24 protein-coding genes and 3 tRNA genes are annotated in these 25,759 nt (G+C 32.7%); 21 read left to right on the forward strand and 6 right to left on the reverse strand.

From position 1 onward, the window contains the following. The first annotated feature begins 38 nt into the window (after positions 1-38). The 13 genes from KKQ76_RS10370 (at position 39) to KKQ76_RS10425 (ending at position 15,504) form a co-directional block, all read left to right on the forward strand. Positions 39-1,277 (forward strand): primase-helicase family protein, encoded by a 1,239-nt coding sequence (locus tag KKQ76_RS10370; RefSeq protein ID WP_213197077.1) that lies wholly within the window; start codon positions 39-41, stop codon positions 1,275-1,277. Between the two features lie 222 nt (positions 1,278-1,499). Then, positions 1,500-2,444 carry a toprim domain-containing protein gene (locus KKQ76_RS10375; RefSeq protein ID WP_213197078.1) on the forward strand — a complete coding sequence of 315 codons (945 nt, stop codon included), beginning with the start codon at positions 1,500-1,502 and terminating at the stop codon, positions 2,442-2,444. 248 nt (positions 2,445-2,692) lie between these two features. Then, positions 2,693-3,835, forward strand: coding sequence for a hypothetical protein (locus KKQ76_RS10380; protein ID WP_213197079.1), 1,143 nt, complete (start codon positions 2,693-2,695; stop codon positions 3,833-3,835). A gap of 172 nt (positions 3,836-4,007) precedes the next feature. Further along, positions 4,008-4,595, forward strand: a complete 588-nt coding sequence (locus KKQ76_RS10385) for a restriction endonuclease subunit S (RefSeq protein ID WP_213197080.1) — start codon at positions 4,008-4,010, stop codon at positions 4,593-4,595. Continuing rightward, on the forward strand, positions 4,595-6,112 hold the full coding sequence (locus KKQ76_RS10390) for a type I restriction-modification system subunit M (protein WP_213197081.1): 1,518 nt from the start codon (positions 4,595-4,597) through the stop codon (positions 6,110-6,112). Before KKQ76_RS10385 ends, KKQ76_RS10390 begins: the two co-directional genes overlap by 1 nt. 120 nt (positions 6,113-6,232) lie before the next feature. Beyond that, positions 6,233-7,420, forward strand: a complete 1,188-nt coding sequence (locus KKQ76_RS10395) for an RNA-binding domain-containing protein (protein WP_246501389.1) — start codon at positions 6,233-6,235, stop codon at positions 7,418-7,420. Beyond that, entirely contained in the window at positions 7,357-7,698 is a 342-nt protein-coding gene (locus tag KKQ76_RS12745; protein ID WP_246501390.1) for a hypothetical protein, read from the forward strand. Before KKQ76_RS10395 ends, KKQ76_RS12745 begins: the two co-directional genes overlap by 64 nt. A gap of 245 nt (positions 7,699-7,943) precedes the next feature. Then, complete coding sequence (locus tag KKQ76_RS10400) at positions 7,944-9,152, forward strand: restriction endonuclease subunit S (protein WP_213197082.1); 1,209 nt, start codon at positions 7,944-7,946, stop codon at positions 9,150-9,152. 476 nt (positions 9,153-9,628) lie between these two features. Continuing rightward, positions 9,629-9,793 carry a hypothetical protein gene (locus KKQ76_RS10405; RefSeq protein ID WP_213197083.1) on the forward strand — a complete coding sequence of 55 codons (165 nt, stop codon included), beginning with the start codon at positions 9,629-9,631 and terminating at the stop codon, positions 9,791-9,793. A gap of 61 nt (positions 9,794-9,854) precedes the next feature. After that, positions 9,855-11,513, forward strand: a complete 1,659-nt coding sequence (locus KKQ76_RS10410) for an RNA-binding domain-containing protein (RefSeq protein ID WP_213197084.1) — start codon at positions 9,855-9,857, stop codon at positions 11,511-11,513. 125 nt (positions 11,514-11,638) lie between these two features. Then, complete coding sequence (locus KKQ76_RS10415) at positions 11,639-14,419, forward strand: type I restriction endonuclease subunit R (RefSeq protein WP_213197085.1); 2,781 nt, start codon at positions 11,639-11,641, stop codon at positions 14,417-14,419. Between the two features lie 16 nt (positions 14,420-14,435). Further along, on the forward strand, positions 14,436-14,792 hold the full coding sequence (locus tag KKQ76_RS10420) for a hypothetical protein (protein ID WP_213197086.1): 357 nt from the start codon (positions 14,436-14,438) through the stop codon (positions 14,790-14,792). Positions 14,793-14,796: 4 nt separating this feature from the next. Continuing rightward, complete coding sequence (locus KKQ76_RS10425; protein WP_213197087.1) at positions 14,797-15,504, forward strand: M48 family metallopeptidase; 708 nt, start codon at positions 14,797-14,799, stop codon at positions 15,502-15,504. Positions 15,505-15,582: 78 nt separating this feature from the next. Here the strand turns inward: KKQ76_RS10425 and KKQ76_RS10430 are convergent. The 3 genes from KKQ76_RS10430 to KKQ76_RS10440 form a co-directional block, all read right to left on the reverse strand. Continuing rightward, positions 15,583-15,666: transfer RNA gene (locus tag KKQ76_RS10430), tRNA-Leu, on the reverse strand. A gap of 9 nt (positions 15,667-15,675) precedes the next feature. Further along, positions 15,676-15,748: transfer RNA gene (locus KKQ76_RS10435), tRNA-Gly, on the reverse strand. 14 nt (positions 15,749-15,762) lie between these two features. Further along, a tRNA-Leu gene (locus KKQ76_RS10440) sits at positions 15,763-15,844 on the reverse strand. A gap of 164 nt (positions 15,845-16,008) precedes the next feature. On the opposite strand from KKQ76_RS10440, the gene KKQ76_RS10445 reads away from it, so the two are divergent. From KKQ76_RS10445 to KKQ76_RS10480, 8 genes are all read left to right on the forward strand, one after another. Beyond that, positions 16,009-16,389: a DUF3127 domain-containing protein gene (locus tag KKQ76_RS10445; RefSeq protein WP_213197088.1), complete on the forward strand. Its 381-nt coding sequence runs from the start codon at positions 16,009-16,011 to the stop codon at positions 16,387-16,389. A 67-nt stretch (positions 16,390-16,456) separates the two neighbouring features. Then, positions 16,457-17,119: a leucyl/phenylalanyl-tRNA--protein transferase gene (gene aat, locus KKQ76_RS10450; RefSeq protein ID WP_213197089.1), complete on the forward strand. Its 663-nt coding sequence runs from the start codon at positions 16,457-16,459 to the stop codon at positions 17,117-17,119. 104 nt (positions 17,120-17,223) lie between these two features. Further along, positions 17,224-18,099, forward strand: coding sequence for a DMT family transporter (locus tag KKQ76_RS10455; protein ID WP_213197090.1), 876 nt, complete (start codon positions 17,224-17,226; stop codon positions 18,097-18,099). 187 nt (positions 18,100-18,286) lie between these two features. Continuing rightward, a complete protein-coding gene (locus tag KKQ76_RS10460) occupies positions 18,287-18,940 on the forward strand; it encodes a CBS domain-containing protein (protein WP_069799749.1) in 654 nt (217 codons plus the stop codon). Positions 18,941-18,970: 30 nt separating this feature from the next. Continuing rightward, positions 18,971-19,837 (forward strand): NAD kinase, encoded by an 867-nt coding sequence (locus tag KKQ76_RS10465; protein ID WP_213197091.1) that lies wholly within the window; start codon positions 18,971-18,973, stop codon positions 19,835-19,837. 75 nt (positions 19,838-19,912) lie between these two features. Further along, positions 19,913-20,983 carry a class II fructose-bisphosphate aldolase gene (fbaA, locus tag KKQ76_RS10470; RefSeq protein ID WP_213197092.1) on the forward strand — a complete coding sequence of 357 codons (1,071 nt, stop codon included), beginning with the start codon at positions 19,913-19,915 and terminating at the stop codon, positions 20,981-20,983. 55 nt (positions 20,984-21,038) lie between these two features. Next, a complete protein-coding gene (accD, locus tag KKQ76_RS10475) occupies positions 21,039-21,890 on the forward strand; it encodes an acetyl-CoA carboxylase, carboxyltransferase subunit beta (RefSeq protein ID WP_213197093.1) in 852 nt (283 codons plus the stop codon). A gap of 108 nt (positions 21,891-21,998) precedes the next feature. Next, on the forward strand, positions 21,999-22,523 hold the full coding sequence (locus KKQ76_RS10480; RefSeq protein ID WP_213197094.1) for a DUF6973 domain-containing protein: 525 nt from the start codon (positions 21,999-22,001) through the stop codon (positions 22,521-22,523). Between the two features lie 37 nt (positions 22,524-22,560). On the opposite strand, the gene KKQ76_RS10485 is transcribed toward KKQ76_RS10480, so the two are convergent. The 3 genes from KKQ76_RS10485 to KKQ76_RS10495 form a co-directional block, all read right to left on the reverse strand. Further along, positions 22,561-23,640: a mannose-1-phosphate guanylyltransferase gene (locus KKQ76_RS10485; RefSeq protein WP_246501391.1), complete on the reverse strand. Its 1,080-nt coding sequence runs from the start codon at positions 23,638-23,640 to the stop codon at positions 22,561-22,563. Further along, the gene (locus KKQ76_RS10490) at positions 23,633-24,235 is read right to left on the reverse strand and encodes a SprT-like domain-containing protein (protein WP_213197095.1); all 603 of its coding nucleotides are present in this window, start codon (positions 24,233-24,235) and stop codon (positions 23,633-23,635) included. The genes KKQ76_RS10485 and KKQ76_RS10490 overlap by 8 nt, the downstream gene beginning before the upstream one ends. A 115-nt stretch (positions 24,236-24,350) precedes the next feature. Next, a complete protein-coding gene (locus KKQ76_RS10495) occupies positions 24,351-25,664 on the reverse strand; it encodes a TolC family protein (protein ID WP_213197096.1) in 1,314 nt (437 codons plus the stop codon). Positions 25,665-25,759 lie beyond the last annotated feature (95 nt).

Here is a 25,759-nt window from a genome sequence, read left to right on the forward strand (position 1 = left end):
CTATTGTTTAACAATTTCGTATTAAAATCATTCTTAAAATGAACAAAAAAATTCCCTATTTACGAGTAGGCACAACATACTACAAAACCATAGAAAAACCATTAATTTCAGGTGATAAAATTTCCATTTTGTTTCGATGGAATCGGGAAACCATTATCAGCGACTGTGGAAAAAATTATCTTTCACAAATTCCAAAATACGATGGCTTTTGTTGTATTCCAAGTCATCTGAATTATGAAAAAATAATCGAAGGGTTTTACAATATGTACAATGAAATCCCGCATCAACCGATTGGAGAAAGTCTAAATTCCGATGCTCTCAAAGAAAAAATTCAGTTTTCGCTGAACTTTATGGAACATATTTTCGGAGAACAGCTTGAGTTGGGTTTAGATTACATCAAAATCTTACTTGAAAAACCTACCCAAATGCTTCCGATTTTATGTTTGGTAAGTAAAGAACGTTCTACAGGAAAGTCTACCTTTATTAAATGGCTCAAATCCATTTTCGGGTTGAATATGACTTACATTAAAGGAGATTCTTTCAGCAGTCAATTCAATTCGGATTGGGCTTCAATGCTCATTGTAGCTATTGATGAAGTATTCTTTGACAAGAAAGAAATTACAGAAAGATTAAAATACCTTTCCACAACCGATAAAGATAAGAAAGAAGCGAAAGGAAAAGATCGTGAGGAAGTTGAATTTTTTGGAAAATTCATTCTTTGTTCCAACAATGAAGACAATTTTATTCAGATTGATGAAGAAGAAATTCGGTTCTGGATTATCAAAGTTAAATCTATAAAAACAGAGAATACTGAATTCCTTCAAAACCTAATTAAAGAAATTCCCTATTTCCTTCGCTATCTGATTCAAAGATCGTTCTGTAGCCAGAAACAAACCCGAATGTGGTTTACTGATTCTGAGATAAGAACAAAGGCGTTACAAAAATTGGTTTGGAAAAACAATAACAAACTTGAATCAAAAATTATTGAGCTCTTGTATGAGTTTTTTGAGAGTACCGAAGAAAATGAAATCCAAGTCATTCCGCAGGATATTTTGAATATGCTCAACCGAATGTTTAAAAATCAATATTGGACAATCAATGATGTGAGGAAAATCCTAAAAGAAATATGGAAACTTGAACCACAGAACAATTCTTTGGCTTATATCAAATACGATATTGATTACAGTGGAAATTTTTATCTAAATAATAAAACTGGTCGCTATTTCACGATAAAAAGAGATTTTATTCTTCAAAAATTTGATGAAATGATGAATTAATTGATAATGAAAAGAAAATCAATAACTTACTATTCATCAAAAGCCTCATCAAATTTTAAAACCTTCATTTTTGATGAAAGACTGATGAACATAAATTTTAATGTTTGATGAAATGATGATACTTTGATGAAAGCGTAATATTTTAAATTACAGCAACTTAAAAATATTCCTCATCAATTCATCAAAATATTTCCAAAAAATAAACCATAATATTTTACAACTATGAACTGCAACCAATTCAACTCTATAAAGTTGGAAGAAGTCCTCGTTTCAGTCGGACACCATCCAACAAAACAAAATGAAAAAGAAGCTTGGTATCTCAATCCTTTTTCCACAGAAACCCAAGCCTCTTTTAAAATTAATAAAAATCTGAATTATTGGTATTTACACTCCGAAGGAATTGGCGGAAACAATGTCGATTTTATGAAAAAATATCTAAACGCATCAGTAAAAGAAGTTTTAGAATGGGCAGAAAAGCAAAATTTTTCTTCTTTTCAACAGCAGAATGTTATTCATTCAATAAATTCAAAACCAAATTATCAAATCACCGAAATCAAAAAACTCCAAAACGAACATCTTAAAAGCTATCTTCATCAAAGAGGACTTTCAAAAGTAGTATATCCGTTAGTTAAAGAAATTCATTTTGCCATTGGAGAGAAAAAACTTTATGCTATAGGTTTTGAAAATTTTTCTGGAGGTTGGGAACTTAGAAATTCATTTTACAAAGGTTCATTACAGAAGAAAGATATTTCAATTGTAAATCTCAATAATGAAAATCAAAATGAAACAGGGAAAAGAATTGTCGTTTTTGAAGGATTTATGGATGCTTTGTCTTTTGTGGAGATGAAACCATTCTTCATTGGCGATTTGTTGGTAATGAATTCTATTTCATTGTTGAATAGAACCAAAGAACATTTAAAAATTTATTCCGAAATCCATTTGTTTTTAGACAATGACAAAGCAGGAGAAACTTGTAAAAATTCAATTCTGAAATCATTTCCCGAAGCCAAAAATCATTCTGAAATTTATGCTCTTCATAAAGATTTGAACGACTATTTACAATTCAAAAACAACACTGAAATCGAAAAAAAACAGCAGATAGACTTGAAATCAAAACAAGAACAAGAGGAAAGTGAAATATATCAAACTTACAAAAGAAAACGCTGATTATGTGGGTTACCTATTTTTATCAACTATCGGCGAAAGTTAGGAGCTCATTCGCAACTTTGAAGGTCGATACTCTCCCAACAAAGTTTCTTCTTCGCTCTGCGAGGCTTTAACCTGCGTAAAATAGTACAAGGTTCAAGCTTGTTAACCTGTAAAGGTCACTTTACAACCTGTATGAAATAGATACAGGTTATTAGGTAACCTGAGTAAAAAAGACACAGGTTACATCATTATCAAATTTAATAAAAATGAAGACATCAATCAATTTCAAAGCGTCAAAATCTGATTCCGAAATTCATAATTTCAGAAAGAAATCTTTTGACTACATCCGCAAAGATTTAACTCATAAAAATGAATATTGGATGGAACAAAAAATTGCAGACCAAATCCAAAAAATAGAATCCTACTGCAAAGAAAAATCAGGCAGAAAATTACAGAAAAATGCAATGCCAGTTCGGGAAGCCGTTGTGGTAATTAAAGAAAATACAACGATGCAAGACTTGCATAACCTATCAAAAAGATTGGAAGAAGAATTAAAGATTCGAATTTTTCAAATTGCAATTCATAAAGATGAAGGACATTTTGACAAAGAAACCAAAGAATGGAAGCCAAATTATCATGCTCATTTGGTGGCAGATTGGCAGGATCTGGAAACGGGAAAAACACTTAAGCATCAATCGTTTCATTATTCCAAAATGCAGGATTTGGCGGCGGAATGTTTGGAAATGGAGAGAGGTATTTCGGGTTCGTTAACAAGATTAGAAGCAGTTGAATTTAAAATCAAGAAAAAAGAAGAAGATTTGAAAATTTTGGAAGAACGATACAGCCAAATGCAACAAGAGATGGAATCTAAAAATTCAGAGGAGTTTATCGTAAAAGAATCTGACTTTCTAGGTTTTCAGAAAATAAAAACAGATAAAACCATTGAAAACTACGAAAAGGCAATCAAAACGAATAATATTCAACTTCTCAAAAACAAAACAGAACTGGAATCCAAAGAAAAACAAATTGTAGAATTAAAAACCAACATTGAAAGTCTTAAAAAAGAGGTTTCCTTCTTCAAAAGCAAAAACTCCGCTCTGTTAACCAATAAAACTGTTTTTGCTGTTGAAAAGAAAAAATACTTGGATTCGGTAGAAAACACACTTAAAAAAGGGATTCTACAGGAAAGTATAAAAATTCCGAATCTGCAAAATCTAAATGATGCTGAACGAAAAGATAAAATGATTGAGCTATTGGAAAAAACATCAAAGGAAAATAACATTCCTTTTTCTGCTTTTGAGGAGGTTTTTAAGGATTCAAATAAAACAGCTTCCTTTTTGAATTTGTTGGGCGGTAGAAAAAATCATGAGCAACTTGAAGAAAAACAAATTGTGAAATTTCGCCGTTAAGTATTAAAGGACTATCATCATTTTTATTGCTCTATATTTCCCGTAAATTTATTTCACTGATAATCAGAAAATTAAAAAGCGCTTTCGTATTTAGTACAAAATTTACTGTGATTCTTTATTGTTTATTAAAAGATATATTTTACATTTGTACAGTAATAGTACAAAAAATATTATGCAAAAAATTTACAAAATAAATGATGTCGCTAAAATCCGTTCTGGTATGGTAGTTACCAAAACCACCAACAGAAACGAAGAAAAGTTAACCAATACCTTTGTAAGATTATTGACAACTTCCGATTTTGATGACGATGGAAACCTGCACAGAGAAATTCAACCCAATGCAATGTACAAACCTATCTTTGAAAAGAACTATCTAAAAGCTGGTGAAATTCTCTTCAACGCAAAAGGAAGAAGGTTTTTTGCCATGGAATTCAAAGAAGAATTTCCACATTGTATTGCTGGTTCTACTTTTTTGGTTTTAACCATTACTTCAGATGAGATTCTCCCCAATTATTTACTTTGGTATCTCAATCATGAGGAGACTTTAAAAGTATTTAATGCTAAAATTTACACCCAAACTTTACCCTCTATTTCCATAAAAGAGTTAGCAGATTTAGAAATCGCAATTCCCGATTTGGAAACCCAAAATAACATAGTACATTTAGACCAATTAAAAAATAAAAAACTAAAAATCAGAAAACAATTAATAGAATTAGAAAACCAATACATCAATACTTTAACCTATAAAAAAATAAAATAATGAGCCATAAAATCACTCAAAAAGACGTAAACAACATTGTTTGGAAAGCGTGTGATACTTTCCGTGGAATTATAGACCCTTCGCAATACAAAGACTACATTCTTACCATGCTTTTCTTAAAATATGTAACTGATGTTTACAACGAGAAAAAAGCAGAATACGAAGAAAAATACGCAGGAAACCAAGAACGTGTACAGCGTGCTTTGGAGCGTGAACGTTTTGTAGTTCCCCAAGTTTCTAGCTTCGATTATCTCTACGAAAACAGGAACAGCCCGAAAATTGGTGAAATGATTAACCATGCATTGGCAGAATTAGAAGAAGCCAACCGTGAAAAATTAGGTGGGCATGATGGTTCTAATATTTTTAGAAATATAGATTTCAATTCTTCTAATTTAGGCGATGCCAAAGACAAAAGCACCAGATTAAGAAACTTACTAAATGATTTCAAATCTTTAGACCTTTCTCAATCTCATTTAGAGAACAACGATGTGATTGGCGGAGCTTACGAGTTTTTGATTGCCAACTTTGCTTCGGATTCTGGTAAAAAAGCTGGGGAATTTTTTACTCCAGCCGAAGTTTCTACGCTTTTAGCAAAACTCACCAAATCTGCTCCAGGTTCTAGAATCTACGACCCAACTTGTGGCTCTGGTTCTTTGCTCATAAAAGCAGGTAGAGAAGTTGGAAACAATAATTTTTCACTTTTTGGACAAGAAGCTAACGGTAGCACTTGGGCTTTATCTGTAATGAATATGTATTTGCATGGGTACGACAATGCTATTATTAGATGGGGAGATACTTTGCGAAATCCAAAACACAAAGAAGGAGATAAACTGATGCTGTTTGACACGGTAGTTGCCAATCCTCCATTTTCTTTAGACAAATGGGGAGCCGAAGAATTAGAAAACGACAGTTACAACCGTTTTTGGAGAGGAATGCCCCCAAAATCCAAAGGAGATTGGGCGTTTATTTCTCACATGATAGAATCATTAAATGCTCACGGAAAAGCGGGCGTAGTAGTTCCTCATGGAGTTCTGTTTCGGGGTGCTGCGGAAGGCAGAATACGCACCGAAATTTTGAACGAAGATATTTTGGAAGCGGTAGTAGGCTTACCATCAAACCTCTTTTTCGGAACAGGAATTCCTGCGGCGATTATCATCTTTAACCGTGAGAAAAAAAATAAAGAAAAAGTATTGTTTATAGATGCCAGCAAAGATTTCGTAGCGGGTAAAAACCAAAATTCTTTAGGCGAAAACCATATCAACCATATTGTAGATGTTTTTACCGATTTTCATGACAACCAGAAAGATGCAGGCGTTATAGAAGACAAGTTTGCCTATATTGCTACGTTAGAAGAGATAAAAGAAAACGATTACAACTTGAATATCCCAAGATATGTAGATACTTACGAAGAAGAAGCCGAAATAGACCTTACAGAAGTACAGCAAAAAATTGAGCAACTGCAAAGCGAATTGGCAGAAGTACAAAAACAAATGGACGAATATCTAAAATTGTTTTAAAATTAAAAACTCTATGTACACAAAACGAAAATTCATGTACAGAGCAAACAAACAATGTAAACAAAAACGCAATTTTGTGTACTTTTAAAAATTAACTCAAAAAATTAAACCTTTTTACAAATGAATGAGACGGATTTAAAAAAGCTTCTTGAAGAATTAGTGCAACAACCTCAAGAATCTGAGTGGATAGAGTTTAAGCATAATTTTCATTCTCCAGAAGAAATTGGCGAGCGAATTTCTGCATTGTCAAATAGTGCTTGCATCCTAAATAAAGAATTTGGTTATTTAGTTTTCGGTATAGAAAATAATACTCACAAAATTTTAGGCACTACTTTCAAGGCAAAATCCCACAAAGCAAAGGGAAATGAAGAGCTTGAAATGTGGTTGGCTACAAGGCTTAATCCTCGAATTGATTTTCAGATTTATGAGTTTGATTACGATAATAAACATATTTCTTTTTTTGTAATACCTGCCGCCAAAACACAACCTGTAGAGTTTTTACATCAAGCGTACATAAGAGTAGGCAGTTTTACTAAAAAATTAAATGAGTTTGCTGATAAACAAGCAAAAATTTGGAGAAATACTGGCAAACCATACGAGTTAGAAATTGCACAAGACGGATTAAGCATTTCAGATGTTATTAAATTATTAAGCACGGAAACCTATTTCGATCTTTTAAAAATTCCTTATCCATCAGACCAAAAAGGCGTAATTGAAAAGTTGATGGATGACAATATAATTGTTAAAATTCACTCGAAGTATGCTATTACTAATTTAGGAGCTTTATTATTTGCGAAAGAATTAAAAGATTTCGAATCTGTTGAGCGAAAGTCTGTAAGAGTTATTGTTTACAAAGGAACCAATAAAGTAGAAACCGAAAGAGAGCAAATAGGCGCTAAAGGATATGCACTCGGCTTTGAAGGTTTGGTAACTTGGATTAATGGACAATTGCCTGCAAATGAAGAAATTGGAAAAGCACTTAGAACCGAATCCAGAATGTATCCAGAAATAGCCATTCGTGAATTAGTCGGAAACTTATTAATCCATCAAGATCTTAATAGCAAAGGCTTTCCAATGATTGAAATATTTAAAGACCGTATCGAATTTACAAACCCAGGAGAACCCATTGTAAATCCAGACCGTTTTATTGATGCGTATAATTCTAGAAACGATAAATTAGCAGACTTAATGCGAAGAATGGGTTTCTGCGAAGAATGGGTTTCTGCGAAGAAAAAGGCTCTGGTATGGATAAAGTTTTTTTCTACAACGAATTGTATCAATTGCCACCTATTAGCGTATTGGTGGTAGAACACAAAACACGCGTAACTATTTATTCCTACAAAGCTCTAAATGATTTGGACAAGAAAGAAAAAATAAGAGCTTGTTATCAGCACGCTTGTTTAAAATACGTTTCTAACGACAAAATGACCAATCAATCTTTGCGTGATCGTTTCAAAATAGAAGATCAAAATGCAGCTATTGCATCCCGAATCATTAAAGATGCTTTAGAAGAAGGCGTGGTAAAACTAGAAGACCCTGAAAGCAAATCACGGAAGTATGCCAAATACATACCTTATTGGGCATAATCTTATTTGATGGTTATTTGATAAATAGCGATTACAAAAACATAAATCACTGATAATGAACCGTTTTTTATTTGATGCTTATTTGATTTTTCTGCTGGTTCTGATGGATTCTTATTTGATGACTAATTGATGAAAAGACATATCAAAAATATAAACACCTGAAAACTAAATACATTTTATTTGATGCTTATTTGATAAACACTCAACTATTCTAATTTTTAGAAAAGTTCAAAACCTAAAAAACAATGAAACAAAACACTACATACAAACAAACAGAACTCGGACTTATCCCAGAAGATTGGGAAGTGAAGAAGTTGGGGAAAGTAGGAGAAATTGATAAAAAAAGTTTAAACTCTAATACTGATAAAGAATATGAATTTGATTATATTTCATTGTCGGATGTTGATTCTGACCAATTTTCAATAAAAACAAGTAAGCAGAAATTTAAAAATGCACCATCAAGAGCAAGAAGAATTGTAAAAAAAGGAGATGTACTTTTATCTACTGTTAGACCAAACCTAGAAGGCTTTACAATCATTAGAGATGAAGTAAAAGATTTAATTGCTTCTACTGGTTTTGCAGTAATTACATCCAAAAATGAACTTCATAATGAATATTTATTTAATTTTTTATTTAGTAATATTATTAAAAGACAATTTCATAAATTATTAGTTGGTTCTAATTACCCAGCAATCAATTCAAGTGATGTTAAAAACCTCAAAATCCCACTTCCACCATTATTAGAGCAAAAGAAAATAGCAGATTGCCTTTCTACTTGGGACTGTGCCATAGAAAAACAAAGCCAATTAATAAACGCACTTACCCAACGTAAAAAAGCCCTTATGCAACAACTCCTTACTGGCAAAAAACGTTTGCCTCGGTTTGAAGGAAAATGGAATCTAAATTCTATTAATGATTTGTTTATTTTTAAAAATGGTAAAGCACATGAAAATGATATTGATGAAAATGGAAAATACATTTTGGTAAATTCAAAGTTTATATCAACCGACGGAGAAATTTCAAAAAAAACCAATAGTAATTTAGCTCCATTGGAAGTTAATGATTTGGTTTTTGTAATGAGCGATGTTCCTAATGGAAAAGCTTTGGCAAAGTTTTGTTTAATTAAAGAAGATAATTTATATACATTAAATCAAAGGATTGGTTTATTAAAAATAAAAAAAGGAAATCCTATTTTTATGTATTATCTTCTCAATAGAAATTCGTATTTTTTAATGTTTGATAATGGAGTTGGACAGACAAATTTAAGAAAAGATGATATACTAGACTGCCCTTTAAATATCCCTTCCCTTTCAGAACAAACCGCCATTGCAGAAATATTAGCTACCGCAGATAGAGAACTGCAACTGCAAAAAGAAAAACTTGCCCAATTGCAACAACAGAAAAAAGGCTTAATGCAGGTTTTGCTTACTGGAAAGAAGAGATTAATCAATTAACAACAAAAACACAAAATAGTATGGGAAAAGAATTAATTAAAATTTCGTTAACAGAATTTATGAACTTCGTAAATAAATCTGGTAGTGCAAAATCTACCGTGGTTTAAAATTCTAAAAACAAAAGAGACGAAGAATATGAGCATTACAAAGATTATTGGCTGAAATTAAGAGAAAAATTAAAATCTGTACATAAAAAAGCTCAAACTCATGATGATTTAAGAGCATTATTAGATGATATTCATTCTGATAAAAAAGTAAATTATAAAGCTGCAATAGAAGGATATATAAAATTTTGGAAAAAAAGAAAAATAGAATGGGTAAATCCTCCAAGAAAAACTTGGACAGTTGGAGATGTAAAAATAGAACTAAACCCAGAGCTTGGACTTGTAGTTAGAGATAAGATATATATAATAAAGCTTTTTACTACTGCAAATACCGATATTAACAAAATGCACGCAGATTTAATCCTTAACCTAATGGAAAAAGAACTTCGTGAAAAAGTTTCGGGAGATGAAGTTGTTTTTGGTGTATTAGATGTAAAAAGAGGTAAATTATTTGAAAATAAAAATCAAGACACCTCTTTATATCCTCTCTTAAATGGAGAAGCAAAAAGCTTTGAAACGATTTGGAAAGCTATTTAAAGCCATCTCAAACGGACTTACAACGGACTTGGTTCGGAGTTAATTAGAAAAATAATAAAATATGACAACACAAGAATTAAACGACATATTAAATAGACTTTGTGGCTTAGAAGCAGAAAATGAAATTGTTGAATTTAAAGAGGCGAAATCTAATTACGATTTTACCAAATTAGGCAAATATTTTTCTGCTCTTAGTAATGAGGCCAATCTAAAAGGTAAACCTTTTGGGTGGCTTGTTTTTGGCATAGAAGATAAAAAACATAACATAGTTGGTTCTATTTACAGAAGCAAGAGGAAAGATTTAGACAGCCTAAAAGGTGAAATGGCCAATAAAACCACTAACCGAATTTCTTTTATAGACATTCACGAAGTAAATTTACCAGAAGGACGTGTAGTTATGTTTCAAATTCCCGCTGCTCCAAAAGGAATTCCAACTGCATTTGACGGGCATTACTACTCACGTGATGGCGAAGAGCTAGTTCCTTTAAATATTGAAAAAATCGAACGGATAAGAGCGCAAGCAACAAAAGAAGATTGGAGTGCTGCAATTGTCCCAGCTGCAACATTAGAGGATTTAGATGAAGATGCAATTGCTTTGGCTAGAAAAAATTTTAAAAACAAATTCCCAGATAAAGCAGATGAAGTAGATCTTTGGGATAACATTACTTTTTTAAATAAAGCTAAAGTTACTAGCAAGGGAAAAATTACGAGAACCGCTTTAATTCTTTTGGGGAAAGATGAATCAGAGCATTTGCTTAATCCAGCAGATGCAAAAATTCGATGGAAATTAATGGATGAATTAAATAATGACATCGACTATGAAATTTTTGGTATTCCTCTTATTTTATCCGTAGAGAAAGTATTTGCAAAAATTAGAAATATCAAGTATCGATATATGCAAGAGGGAACAATTTTTCCAACTGAAGTTGCAAAATATGAACCTTTCTCTATTCGAGAAGCCATCAACAATTGCATTGCTCACCAGGACTATACAAAAAATGCGAGAATAAATGTTATTGAAATGCCAGATCAATTGATTTTTACCAATCAAGGTTCTTTTATTCCAGGAAATGTAGAAAAAGTTGTTATTGAAGATTCCCCAGAAGAATTTTATCGAAATCGCTTTTTAGCTACAGCAATGTTTAATCTCAAAATGGTTGATACCGCTGGTGGCGGAATCAAGAAAATTTATAATTTTCAAAGAGCTAGATTTTTTCCTCTCCCTGATTACGATTTAGCAAATGATAAAGTAAAAATGGTACTTTCTGGAAAAATCCTCGATTTGGAATATGCTCGTTTATTAGCGCAGAACAAGGATTTAACATTGGAAGAAATTATGATGTTGGATAAAGTGCAAAAAAAACTACCACTTACTGATTTTGAAGAGAAACATTTGAAAAGTAAAAAACTAATAGAGGGCAGAAAACCAAATTTCTTCATTAGTTTAAAAGTAGCACAAAAAACTGGACAAAAGGCAGATTACACTAAAAATAAAGGTTTTGACAAACAGTATTATTTAGATTTAATAATAAAAGCAATTAAAGAACATAAAGATCTAACGAGAAAAGATGTAGATGATTTATTATGGACAAAGCTACCTGATTGGATGACTGAAAAACAAAAGAAAATAAAAATAAATCATCTATTGTCAGAATTACGTAGAAGTGAAGTAATAGAAAACAAAGGAACTTTTGGCAAACCAAAATGGGAGCTAAAATAATACAATTTGTTAGAGTAACTGTTAGAGGTTTTGTTAGAGAACTGTTAGAGATTGCTTTTTATTAAATTGATTATCAAATGTTTATCTCTAATAAATTTAATAAATATTAAATAAAAATAATACAAATGAGCCATTTCACCGAAGACAATACCGCACAAATCCCCGCCCTTAAATTGCTCATCAATTTAGGCTACCAATACCTTACGCCTTCCGAAGCATTGCAAATGCGTGAAGACAGAGAAAGCAATGTTTTGCTTACTTCTATTTTAAGGGAACAGCTAAAGAAAATAAATACCATAAAAATTGGCTCTAAACAAGCAGACTTTTCCGATGCTAATATAGAACGTGCCATTCATTCGCTGAAAGACATTCCTTTAGCCGAAGGTTTGGTAAATGCAAGTAACCGTGCGTATAACCTTTTGCGTTTTGGCAATGCTTTGGAACAATCTATTGATGGCGACAAAAAAAGCCATACCATTCAATACATTGATTGGGAAAAACCCGAAAATAATGTATTTCACATTACCGAAGAATTTTCCGTAATGCGTACTGGTAGAAAAGACACGTATCGCCCGGATTTGGTATTGTTTATCAACGGAATCCCTTTGTCTGTAATAGAATCTAAAAGTCCAACAATAAAAATACCGCTCAAAGAAGCCATTTCGCAACATACCCGCAACCAAATGGAAGACGGCATACAAAATCTGTATGTCTATAGTCAGATTTTAGGTGCAATATCACTTACCGAAGCCAAATATGCTACCACCAATACCAAAGAAGAATTTTGGGCAGTTTGGAAAGAGAAAGACCAAAATTTTATAGACCAATTGCCAGAAATTATAAATGTCGATTTAACGAAAGAAACGGAAAGTAAAATTTTTTTTCAAAACGATTTTCGAGGAAATTTCGATTTTTTAAATTACAAAGAAAAATACGAAGTAGAAATTACCCCTACTTTACAAGATGTAATGCTTTATGGCTTATTTAGCAAAGAGCGTTTTTTAGAAATCATCAAAGATTTTATTTTGTTTGAGGGCGGCATTGTAAAAAAAGTAGCCCGCTTTCAACAGTATTTCTCCATCAATAAAATCATTAATAGAATAAAACCCATACGAAACGGAAAACGTTTAGGCGGTGTAATTTGGCACACACAAGGAAGCGGTAAATCTTTAACTATGGCTATGTTAGCTAGAAAAGTAAAAGATACTGTGAAAAATCCACAAATTATTTTAGTAACCGACAGAGTAGATTTGGACAGGCAAATAACCACAACGCTTCAAAAAGTAGAAATAGAGGTAATAAATGCCACATCTGGTAAACAATTAATACAATTATTAAAAGGAAATGGCGATTTTGTAACGACTAGCATTATCAATAAATTTCAGGCAGCGGTAAACGAATTGGCAAACAATCCGCTAGAAAGTCCCAATATTTTTGTTTTAATAGACGAAGCACACCGCACACAATATGGTGTTTTCAATGTAAATATGGAAAGAGTGTTACCTAATGCTTGTTTTATTGTATTTACAGGAACTCCACTTATGAAATCTCAAAAAAGTACAGCCCAAAAATTTGGTGGAATTATTGATACTTATACCATCAATGAAGCCGTTGCCGACAAAGCAATTGTTCCTATTTTATACGAAGGCAGATTTGCGGTACAAGATGTGAATCAAAATGCTTTGGATAGAGGTTTTGATATCGTTGCAGAAGATTTAACCGAGTACAATAAGACAGAACTAAAAAAGAAAATGAACAATGCTGGTTTGATAAGTAAAACCGACCAAAATATTTATCAAACTGCTATGGATATAAGTCGCCATTTTGCTGGCAATTGGGGAAAAGACAACACAGGCGTTCATTCTGGCTTTAGAGGAATGGTGGTTTGTCCAGATAAATTAACCGCTGTAAAATACAAGAAAGCTTTTGATTTAATTGGCAAAGTTTCTACAGAAGTGGTTATGTCCTCACCAGACCCTCGTGAAGGAAATAATGATGTTCATAGCAGTGAAGCGAGTGAAGTGGTACAATATTACAATTTATTAAAAACAAAATACGGAAATGATATTGACAAATCTATTATTCAGCAATATGAAAATGGAGAAAGTATAGAATTACTCATTGTTATTGATAAACTATTAACAGGTTTTGATGTGCCACAAACCATCGTGATGTATTTGTGTAGAAAATTAAGAGAGCACTCATTATTACAAGCAATTGCAAGGGTAAATAGAGTTTATGCGGGTAAAGATTACGGTTTTATTATAGATTATGCTGGAATTATGCACGAACTAGAAGAAGCTATGGAAACCTATACTACAGACGAAGACCAAACAGAATTGATGGATTTGCAAAATACTTTAACCGATATATCACAAGAAATTGCAAAACTTCCACAAACGTATTCCGACTTAATAAATCTTTTTAAAACTTTAAAAAATAAAAATAATATTGATGAATACATCAATTATTTATCAGATATCGCATTGAGAGAAGAGTTTTATGCAAAATTTAATCTATTTGCAAAAATTCTTAAAATGGCACTTTCTACGGTAACTTTTTATGATTATACGCCTACAGAAAGAATTGATTTATACAAAAATGATTTAAAGAAATTTGCAGGAATTAGAGTTGCTGTGAACAATATATATGTGGACAATGTAAGTTTTGCACAGTACGAAAAACAACTTCAGAAATTACTAGACCAACACGTAATTACAGAAGAAATCATCAGACTTACCGAGCAAATAGATATACTGGACACCGAAACATTCAACGAAGAATTAGAAAAAGTAGTTGGCAACAGAGCAAAAGCAGAAAAAATAGCTTCGGCAACCTCAAAGTATATCAACGAAAAAAGAGATACCGACCCTGTTTTGTTCAAAAAAACTATCCGAACTCATTAAGCAAACCATTGCAGATATGAGAGCTGATAGACTTTCGGATTTAGAAGCTTTACAAAAACTAAAGGACATCAGAAATGAAGCTATCGGCACAAAAGCGAGTGATGTTCCTGAAACTCTGAACCAAAAAAAAAGAAACATTCCTATATTCAGATTTTTGCAAAATGAACAAGTAGAAAAATCCGAAGAAAGCACCTTGTTTTTAGATGAATTAATTGCTCAAAATGAAATTGTTGATTGGCACAAAAACACCGATATCCTCAATAGAATAGAACTTGATTTTGGAGATTATTTGATGGATATCCAAGGATTTACTCTAGAAAAAGCAGATGAAATTACAAAAAAATGTATTGAAATTGCAATTGCAAATAAATAGGAATATGCTACATTTTATAGAATTTGGTTCAAAGAAAATAGAGTTTATCATAAAATACTCTACTAGAAAAACACTCGGAATTAAGGTTTCACCAGACAAAACTGTCCAAGTCTCTGTGCCTTTAGAAACCAACATGGAAGAAATAGAAAAATGGGTTTACAAAAAAACAAGATGGATTTTCAAGCAACAAAATTATTTTGATACGCTTGATTTATATGATACTAATTATGAAATGAAATCTGGTTATAGTGTATTTTATTTAGGAAGACAATATAAAATTAATATAAAAATCTCTAAAAAAGAAGAAGTTTCTTATTTAGGAAATCAATTCCTAATTTTGGTAAAAAAGAAAGAAAACGCTTCTGTAATTTTTGAAAAATGGTGGAAAGAACGTGCGATACTTAAGATTTCAGAAATAGCACTTCCCATGATGAAAAAATTTGAAAAAAATCATCACATCCCTTCTAAAATTAATTTTCAAGAAATGCCGACACGCTGGGGAAGCTGCACCGTGAAAAATAAATTAATTTTCAACCCTAGATTAATTCACGTTCCGAAACGCTGCATAGAATATGTTATCATGCACGAGCTTTGTCATCTAATTCACAAACATCATAATAAAGATTTTTTTGAATTACTAACACTAAAAATGCCAGATTGGGAAAAGAGAAAAGAAAAATTGGATAAATACCGACAATCAAAAGAAATATAAAACCACAAATAAGCCACCCTTTTAGCCACCCTTAAAAAACAAAAACGCTGAAAATCAAATGATTAACAGCGTTTTTTGTACCCCAGACGGGACTTGAACCCGTACGTCCTTGCGGACACAGGATTTTAAGTCCTGCGTGTCTACCAGTTCCACCACCAGGGCAAAATGGAGAGCGAAAAACGGGATTCGAACCCGCGACCCCAACCTTGGCAAGGTTGTGCTCTACCAGCTGAGCTATTTTCGCATTTCTATTTCGTGTGCGGATGAAGGGACTCGAACCCCCACGCCTCACGGCACCAGATCCTAAGTCTGGCGTGGCTACCAATTACACCACATCCGCTAGTATTTAAAGAACTTTGTTCGTTTTTTGTGAGTGCAAATATAGAAACTTTTTCCTAATGTTCACAACTTTTTTTTGAAAAATTTTATTTTTTGAAAAAAAAACTTAGAAATTAGATTTTTGTTTCTCTTTTTATTACTTTTACAACTTTAAGATTAATAGATATGGAATTACAAGGAACGGTTAAGAAAATATTTGATACCCAGACTTTTGCAAGTGGTTTTCAAAAAAGAGAAATGGTTTTATTGACTCAAGAACAATATCCTCAGCCTATTTCAATAGAATTTTTATCAGATAAAATTAATTTATTAGATAATGTTTCTGAAGGCGAAACTGTAAAATTAGGAATCAATATTAGAGGTAGAGAGTGGACTAACCCACAAGGTGAAGTAAAATATTTCAACTCTATTACAGCTTGGAGATTAGAAAAAGTAGCAGATAACGGTGCACAACCTACTTATGCTGCTCCATCTGCAGTGGCTACTCCAGCTACTACTAATGAAAATCCTTTCGCAGACGAAGGTGATGACGATTTACCTTTCTAAAATAATAGAAATTTTATACATTTGAAATCCTACTTTAATAAGTGGGATTTCATTTTTAAAATAAGATATGTTTCTACTAGATTCCGAAGAAATTGCTTTTCCAGACCCTGCTTTGTATGATTTTGAAGGAGGATTATTGGCAATGGGCGGAGATTTATCTCCAGAAAGAATCTGGTTTGCTTATCAGAACGGGATTTTCCCGTGGTTTAATCCTGAAGATGATATTTTGTGGTGGTGTCCTGATCCTAGATTCGTATTGTTTCCAGAAGATTTGAAAATTTCTAAATCCATGAAGAAAATTCTGCGAGAGGGGAAATTTACTTTTACCGAAAATAAATGTTTCGAAGAAGTGATGAAAAATTGCCAAGCCGCAGAAAGAAAAGGACAAGACGGAACATGGATTACCGATGAGATGATAAAAGCTTACAGCACTCTTCACCGATTTGGAAAAGCCAAAAGCTTAGAAGTTTGGGAAAATGATGAATTGGTAGGAGGTTTATATGGTGTAGATTTAGGTCATATCTTCTGCGGAGAAAGCATGTTTGCCAAAGTGAGCAATGCAAGCAAAGCGGGTTTTATTTATTTTGTAGAAAAATATAAAAGTCAGTATCAATTGATTGATTGCCAAGTTTACACTGAGCATTTAGCCTCTTTAGGAGCTAAAGAAATTCCTAAAAGGGAGTTTCTGAAAATTTTAAAACAAAATTTCTCAGACGAGAACGTAAAATGATAAAAAAATTGCGCCCCGAGTTGAGCGGAGCTCTTTTTAAAATTAACAAATTTTAAAAAAGCGAGAGCGGAACGAGGAAATTGGCGCCCAAAAAATTAAAAAATATGAACCCTGAAAAAGAAAAATGGATTTTATTAATATTGCTCTCTCTGATTTGGGGCTCTTCTTTTATTTTGATAAAAAAATCGCTGGAACATTTTAATCCTTATCAAGTAGGAGCGCTAAGAGTTCTTATTTCTGGGGTTTTACTCTCACCGATTGCTTTATTGAACATCAAAAAGTTTCCTAAATCACATCTAAAATGGCTCATTATTGCAGCACTTTGTGGAAATTTTATTCCCATGTTCTTATTTCCTATTGCGGAAACCAAAGTCAGCAGCAGTATTGCAGGAATTATCAATTCTACGATGCCGCTTTTTGTTATTTTGGTAGGTGCAGCATTTTGGAAAACCAAAACTACCCCTCGACAAATTTTGGGAATTGTCATCAGTTTTTTTGGAGTGATTTTATTGATGAATTCGGGACATGATAATAATACAGAACACTTATTTTACATAGGATTATTACTTTTTGCAGCTTTCTTGTACGCTGTAAGCGTGACTACAGTTGGCGCAAAACTCACGCATATTCCTGCAAAACTCTTGTCCTCATTTGTATTTTTCTACGTCTTGTTTTTACCGTCTTTACTGGCTTTATATTTCTCAAATTTCTTTCACGAGTTTTCTTTTACAAGAGAAAACATGATAGGATTGGGATTTGTAGCGACTTTATCCATCTTCGGAACTGGACTAGCCATGATGTTACAATATAGATTAATGAGCGTTTCTAATCCGCTATTTGCGTCTACCGTAACTTTATTAATGCCAATTGTAGCGGTAGCTTGGGGAATAATCGACGGAGAAAGTTTTACTTTTTTACAAGGAATAGGCGGTGCAATTATTCTGGGAGGATTAATTTTTCTGAGAAAGAAAAAAAGCTAGCATTTTTACATAAAAAAACTGCATAACCCCTTAAGAAGCAATGCAGTTTGAAATAAATCTAATAAAAAGTAAAAATGAAAGGTGACAAAGATAAAATTTTTTTTCAATAAAATTCAAAAATGTTTGAAAATTTTTTTTATGATTTCCGTCATTTAGCTGATTGATAAGAATTAATTACCTTTGCAACATGTTAATTTCTGAATACATATCCAAAGATTTTCCCGCTTTTGAAGTTGATTCATCTGCAGAAGAAGCACTAGAAATAGCCTCGGAATTTGGTTTCACCCATGTTTTTGTGCAAAAAAACAATCTTTTTTTGGGAGGAATCTGCAAGGAATTTTTGGAAGAAAATCCTGATAAAAATTTAGAAGAACTCCTTATTCATATAGAGCGATTTGCTATTTTAGAAGGCGGAACCGTATTAGACACTGTAAAATTATTCTATACTTTTAACGCTAATATTATTCCCATTATCAATAAAAATGAAGAATATCTAGGATACATTGCTTACGATGATGTTTTTAATGAACTGTCGAAATATCCTTTATTTTCTGAAAACGGAGCGGTTTTAACGGTAGAAACCAACTTAAAATCGTTTTCGATGACCGAAATTGCCAAAATTGTAGAAAGCAACAATTCTAAATTTTACGGAGCGTTCATCAGTCATGTAAATGATGATGTAATACAAGTTACCATGAAAATTAATCATGATAATTTAAGTTCTATAGACGAAACCTTCGACCGATTTGGTTATCACGTAGTTCATAAATTTTATAACGACGAAAAAGAAGAACTCATCAAAGACCGATATCAATATTTTCAAAAATATTTAGAATTTTAATGTATTTTTGAGTTTATAAAAAGATTTATTTTGAAAGCTGCCATTTATTCACAGAAAAAAGACTTAGATACATTTTTATACTTAAGTAAGTTTATATCAGAACTTAACAAAAGAGGTGTAAAAGCTATTATATATGAACAGCTCTTCAAAGATTTAGAATTTTCTAAAGAGTTTTCCACTTTTTCTAACTACGAAGATGTAAAACAAGAAAAAATAGATTTTTTCTTCAGTTTTGGGGGAGACGGAACTATTTTAAATGCCTTGAACTTTATCAAAGAATTAGAAATTCCCGTCATCGGAGTAAACACGGGTAGATTAGGGTTTTTGGCAAGTTTTTCTAAGGATGAAATCTTCAGTCACATAGACGAAATCATCACCAAAGAAATGAATTTGAGCAAAAGAAGCGTTTTGCACGTTACTTCTTCTGGTACTCCTATTGATTTTCCGTATGCACTAAATGATTTGAGCGTTTCTAGAAACGAAACCACTTCTATGATTACCATAGAAACGCATATTAATGAGCAATTTCTTACGTATTATTGGGGAGATGGTTTAATTATTTCTACACCTACTGGTTCTACCGCATACTCACTGAGTTGTGGTGGCCCTATTATTTCGCCAGGAAACGGAATTCTTTCGCTTACGCCAATTGCGCCTCACAACCTTAACGTGAGACCTATTGTTTTAAGAGACGATATAGAAATTACCTTAAAAGTAGAAAGCAGAGTGCCACAATATTCTCTTTCTCTAGATTCTAGACTCTATCACATGAAAAATGATGATGTGATTACGGTAAAAAAAGCCGACTTCCAACTGATCTTAATGCACCCAAAAGACTTGAGCTTTTTCAAAACTTTAAGGCAGAAATTGCTGTGGGGCAAAGACAAAAGAAATTAGTATTAATAGCATAAAATTCACTAAATTTACATTTCGAAATTTACATTTAACAATCAATAATAAAACAAAAGAAAAATGAGCAGAAAATTTCCGGCAGGTGTTGCCACAGGTTCATTAGTATCAGAAATTTTTGCACACGCAAAAGAAAATAATTACGCACTTCCTGCAGTAAACGTAGTAGGTTCTAGTAACATAAACGCTACTATGGAAACAGCAGTTAAATTAAACGCTCCAGTAATTATTCAGTTTTCAAACGGAGGAGCTGCATTTAACGCAGGAAAAAGCCTTAGTACTGAAAATCAAAAATCTGCAATCCTAGGAGGAATTGCAGGCGCTAGACATATTCATACCCTTGCAGAAGCTTATGGAGCTACCGTAATTCTTCACACAGACCACTGTGCTAAAAAATTACTTCCTTGGATTGATGGATTATTAGACGCAAGCGAAGAGCATTACAAAGCATTTGGTAAGTCATTGTTCTCTTCTCACATGCTAGATTTATCAGAAGAACCTATCGAAGAAAATTTAGACATTTCTACTAAATATTTCGAAAGAATGGCTAAAATGGGCATGACTCTAGAAATAGAATTAGGAGTAACTGGTGGCGAAGAAGATGGTGTAGACAACTCTGATGTAGATTCTTCTAAATTGTACACTCAGCCAGACGAAGTAGCATACGCTTACGAAACATTGAAAGCTATTTCTCCAGAATTTACAATCGCTGCAGCTTTTGGTAATGTTCACGGTGTTTACAAACCAGGAAACGTGAAATTAACTCCGAAAATCTTAGACAATTCTCAAAAATATGTACAAGAAAAATTCGGAACTTCTGAAAAACCAGTAAACTTTGTATTCCACGGTGGTTCTGGTTCTACATTAGAAGAAATTAGAGAAGCAATTTCTTATGGTGTGATTAAAATGAACATCGATACAGACCTTCAGTTTGCTTACACAGAAGGAATTAGAGATTATATGAATTCTAATATCGAGTATTTAAGAACTCAAATTGGTAATCCAGAAGGTGAAGAAAAACCAAACAAAAAATTCTATGACCCAAGAGTTTGGATTAGAAAAGGTGAAGAAACTTTCGTTAATAGATTAGTAAAAGCCTTTGAAGATTTAAATAACGTAAATACATTAGGCTAAAATCAAAGATTTCACTAAATTCGAAACCTCAATTTTAACCTTAAATTAGATAACTATGGCTTTTGATTGGTTTAAAAGAAAGAAAAAAAATATTACCACAGGAACCGAAGAGAAAAAAGACGTTCCAAAAGGTCTTTGGCATCAAACTCCTTCTGGTAAGATTGTAGAACATGACGAGCTTAAGAGAAATAATTACGTTTCTCCAGAAGACGGTTTCCACGTGAGAATAGGAAGCGCAGAGTTCTACGATATACTTTTTGACGAAGGGAAATTCACAGAATTACATCCCGATGTAGAAAGTATAGATATGCTTAAATTTAAAGATACAAAAGCATATACAGACCGATTAAAAGAAGTAAAATCTAAAACAAAACTTAAAGATTCCATCAGAAATGCAAGAGGAAGCGTAAATGGTGTAGACATGGTGATTTCTTGTATGGATTTTGCGTTTATCGGGGGTTCTTTAGGTTCTGTAATGGGCGAAAAAATCAGAAGAGCTGTAGATTATTGTATAGAACATCAACTTCCTTACATGATTATCTGCCAATCTGGTGGTGCTAGAATGCAAGAAGCGGCTTACTCTCTGATGCAATTAGCAAAAGTACAGTCTAAGTTGGCTCAACTTTCTGATAAAAAATTGCCTTACATTGCTTATTTATGCGACCCTACTTTTGGTGGAATTACCGCATCTTTTGCAATGACTGCAGATGTAATCATGGCAGAACCTGGCGCTTTAATTGGTTTTGCAGGTCCTAGAGTAATTAGAGAAACCATCGGTAGAGATTTACCAGAAGGTTTCCAAACGTCTGAATTTATTCAGGAAAAAGGATTTGTAGATTTTATTGTAAAAAGAACTGAAATTAAAGAAACGGTTTCTAAAACAGTGAAACTATTGATGAATAAATAGAATATTTATTCTCTGAGATAATTTTAAATCGTAAAACTTAATTGTTTTACGATTTTTATTTGAAACATTTTCAAAAAAACACTTACTAATCTTAGAAAAACCCTTAGAATGACGCCTAAACTTGTTTTTAATGTCTTAAAAAGCTTAAGTTTAAATAACCTTTTGAAATTATTTTTAACAGGGTTTAGTCATCCTATTTTTTCTGTTCTCACTTTTTTTGCAACCTATAAAACGTACAAAATTTCTGAAAAATTATTTCCAAAAACACATGGTTTACACGGTGCAGGAAATGCTTTCAGACATGCCCTTTGGAACAGTTTGATTATGATGTATTGCTGCAAGGTTTCTTCCCCGAAAAAAGCGCTCATTTGGACTGAAAAAATCACGCAAATGCACGAAGATTTATTTCCCAATGAGCCTCTGCAACGCAAAATGGATTTGCATAATAATAAAGTGGGGCGTGATTATTTTATGCAATTATTACCTACGATTCACAGACAGTTTTTTGAAACCAGCTTTTTTGTAGATCAACTGTTGGCATTAACTCAGCAGATTAAAACCGTAAAAAACACAGACGAAACGTTCGGGTTTGAACTGATTATGATAGACGAAAAAAGAGAAACTTTAGCATAAGTTTCTCTTTTAGTTTTTATCGTGTTTAAGAATAAAATTACATGAATTTTTCTCCTTTTTTAAAGTTTTTCAAGTCTAAAACGTAGTCTTTAATCAATTGGTCATTGCTAATTGGACAAATCAACAAAGCTTTCTCTGTATCTACCACGATATAGTTTTCTAAACCGTCTATAATTGCTGCTTTATTGTTGTTTCTTAGTCTTATGATGTTTCCTTTAGAATTATAGGTAAGAACGTGCTTAGATTTTACTGCATTATTGTTCTCATCTTTTTCGGCGTTTTCGTAGACAGAAGTCCAAGTTCCTAAATCACTCCATCCTAAATCCGCGGGAATCACGTAAACGTTTTTCGCTTTTTCTAAAATTCCATTGTCTATAGAAATCTTTTCTACTTTTGGATAAATGGTTTCTATGCAAACAGATTCTTTATCATTATTATATTCGCAAGTATCAAATTCATGCGTCATTTCTGGCAAAAATTCGTGGAAAGCCTTGTGAATAGATTTTACATTCCAAACAAATATTCCTGCATTCCAAAGGAAATCTCCACTTTCTAGGAAAGCTTTGGCAATTTCTAAACTAGGTTTTTCGGTAAAAGTTTTTACTTTGAAAAATTCTTCCTCTTTTTTCTCGATAAACTGTATATAACCATATCCAGTATCAGGACGAGTGGGTGTAATTCCTAGCGTAATAAGATAGTCATGCTTGCTCGCTAAATCAAAGGCTAATTCTACTTTTTCTAAAAAAACTTTTTCTTTTATAATTAAATGATCTGCTGGTAAAACAATTACGTTTGCATCTGGATCTCTATCTGCAATTTTATTAACCATGTAGATATTACACGCTGCTGTGTTTTTCATTACAGGTTCGCCTACAATATTTTCCAGAGGAATCTCTGGCAACTGATGATGAGACAATTCTACGTACTCTTGATTGGTGATTACGTATATATTCTCGGAAGGAACGATTTGCTTTATTCGGTCAAAAGTTTGCTGAATCATGGTTCTTCCCGTTCCTAAAATATCTTGAAACTGCTTCGGAAATTTCTGAGTAGACATTGGCCAAAATCTGCTGCCAATTCCACCTGCCATGATTACGCAATATTTAGTTTTACTCATCTTCAGACTTCAATTTTTTAACTTGAGCAAGATTTCTAAAATAATATTTCCTGCTGCTTTTAATATTTTTGCAAAGATAACGCTTTTTTGTTGTTTCTTCTATTACGAAAATCTCCTTCTTGTACTCGAACAACTCTCCTTTTTTTAGATTTTCTATAAAAGTTTGTTCATCATCTTCTTTTGGCACATGAAAATACTTCACTAAGTCTGGAGAAGCCATAAAATTGGCTTTCGGAGATTTTGAAAATTTCAGAATTATGGGACGTAAATCTTCTGCATAAACGGTCAAACTTTCTAGTAACATTTCTCTAAAAGTCTGCTTCCATTCTGCACCATGAGGCGAAATTCTTCTGCCATATTTTTCAAAAGCAATCAAATGCGCCAATTCATGCGTAAGTACAAAGAAAAACAATTGTGGCTCTAGTGTTCCATTGACGGTAATTTGGTGAGATTTATCGGGCAATTTTCGGTAATCTCCTAGTTTACTGTTTCTGTTTTTAGTAATTTTAAGATGACAAGGATAACTCCCAAACCAAATTTTGAGATAAGGAAGAGCATTCTCTGGCAAAAATTTTTCTAAAACGGAAACAGACATTTTAGTTACGAGTTACGAGATTCGAGTTCTGAGTTCTGAGTTCTGAGTTACAGACTGCAAAAATACTAATTTTACAAACATTCAAACCTCGTATCTCACAACACGTAAAACGGAATTACAACGAAAGCGGAATTCCTGCATAGAAATTCAACAGTTTCGTGCTGAAAATAAAATTGTATTTCGCTTGAGAAACAGAACCTTGCGCATTGATGTAATTATTTCTTGCATTGTTCAAGTCATAAATGGTAGCTCTACCTGCTTCATAACTTTTCTCTGCAAACTCTAATGCTAACTTGGTCGATTTTTCGGCTTCTAAAGCAGCTAAATAGTTTTCATAATTAGCATTGGCATCAAAATAAGCGCGCTGAACATTTTGCTGAACTTCTACTTTTTGTTGTTCCAAAGTGTTTTTAGCAATGCTTTCAGAAATTTTAGCTTGTTCTACTTGTAATTTGGTAATCCCTTTGTTAAAGATGGGAATGTTTGCAGAAACGCCTAATTGTTGACCAAAATTATCTCCATATTGTTTAAAAAAACCATCATTACTTCTACTTAAAGAATCAAAATAATTGGTTCCAATTCCAGCAGAAGCAGAAACAGAAGGATAAAAAGCAGTTTTTGCAATTTCGGTTTGTTTTTGAGCAGAAAGAATTCTGGTTTCAGCAGCTTTTACTTGCGGTTGATTTTCGAAGGCTTTTTCTACAATATTATCAGTAGAATTAAGCGGTGCGTCTAATAAACTTGGCAAAGGAACTTCTTGCACATCAAAATTCTGATAATCTTTTAGTTGCAACAACATCGCTAATGAAAAAAGTGAACGCTGAATGTCTATTTCAGAAGATTTTTGGCGTTGTTTTTCTCTTGCTAAACCTGCAGTTGCTTCTGCTTCTACCGTTTTTGGTGTGGTTCCTACTTCTGTGGTAATTTTAGCTCTGCTCAATACTTTTTCGGCATTTGCTACGGCTTCATCAGAGATTTTTTTTACTTCCTTATTCAGTAAAACTTGTAAATATTGTTGAGCAATTTGAAGTGAAATATCATTTTTCACTCGTTCTGCATCTAACAAACTTGCTTCTAAATCATATTGAGATTTTTCAGCAGATTTCTGCAATCTTCCGTTATTGTACAATTGCATATTTGCACCAACCGAAGCACTGTTACTGAAATTATCATTTCTACCGATACTTCCTTGGAATCCTTGCGTAGTTCCAAAGCTCATATTATTGTTAAAACTACCCGAAACTGAAGGCAATTTATCTCTTTTAGAAATTTCAAGATTTTTAGCCTGAATATCTGCATTGTACTGATTACTAATAACTTGCAAATTATTTTTAACAGCATAATCTACACATTCTTGTAAACTCCATTTCTTCTGAGAAAACCCTAAAGAAAATGCTGATAGCAATACGAGTGAAAATATTTTTTTCATAGGATGAAAAGTTTCTTAATTAGACGGTGAATGGAGTTTTTTGTTACAAAAAAAGAAGCATTTCTGCTTCTCTTGTTCATTTATTTAGAAAAAAT

Origin of the sequence: Cloacibacterium caeni (assembly GCF_907163105.1) — a bacterium.
Lineage (GTDB): Bacteria > Bacteroidota > Bacteroidia > Flavobacteriales > Weeksellaceae > Cloacibacterium > Cloacibacterium caeni_A.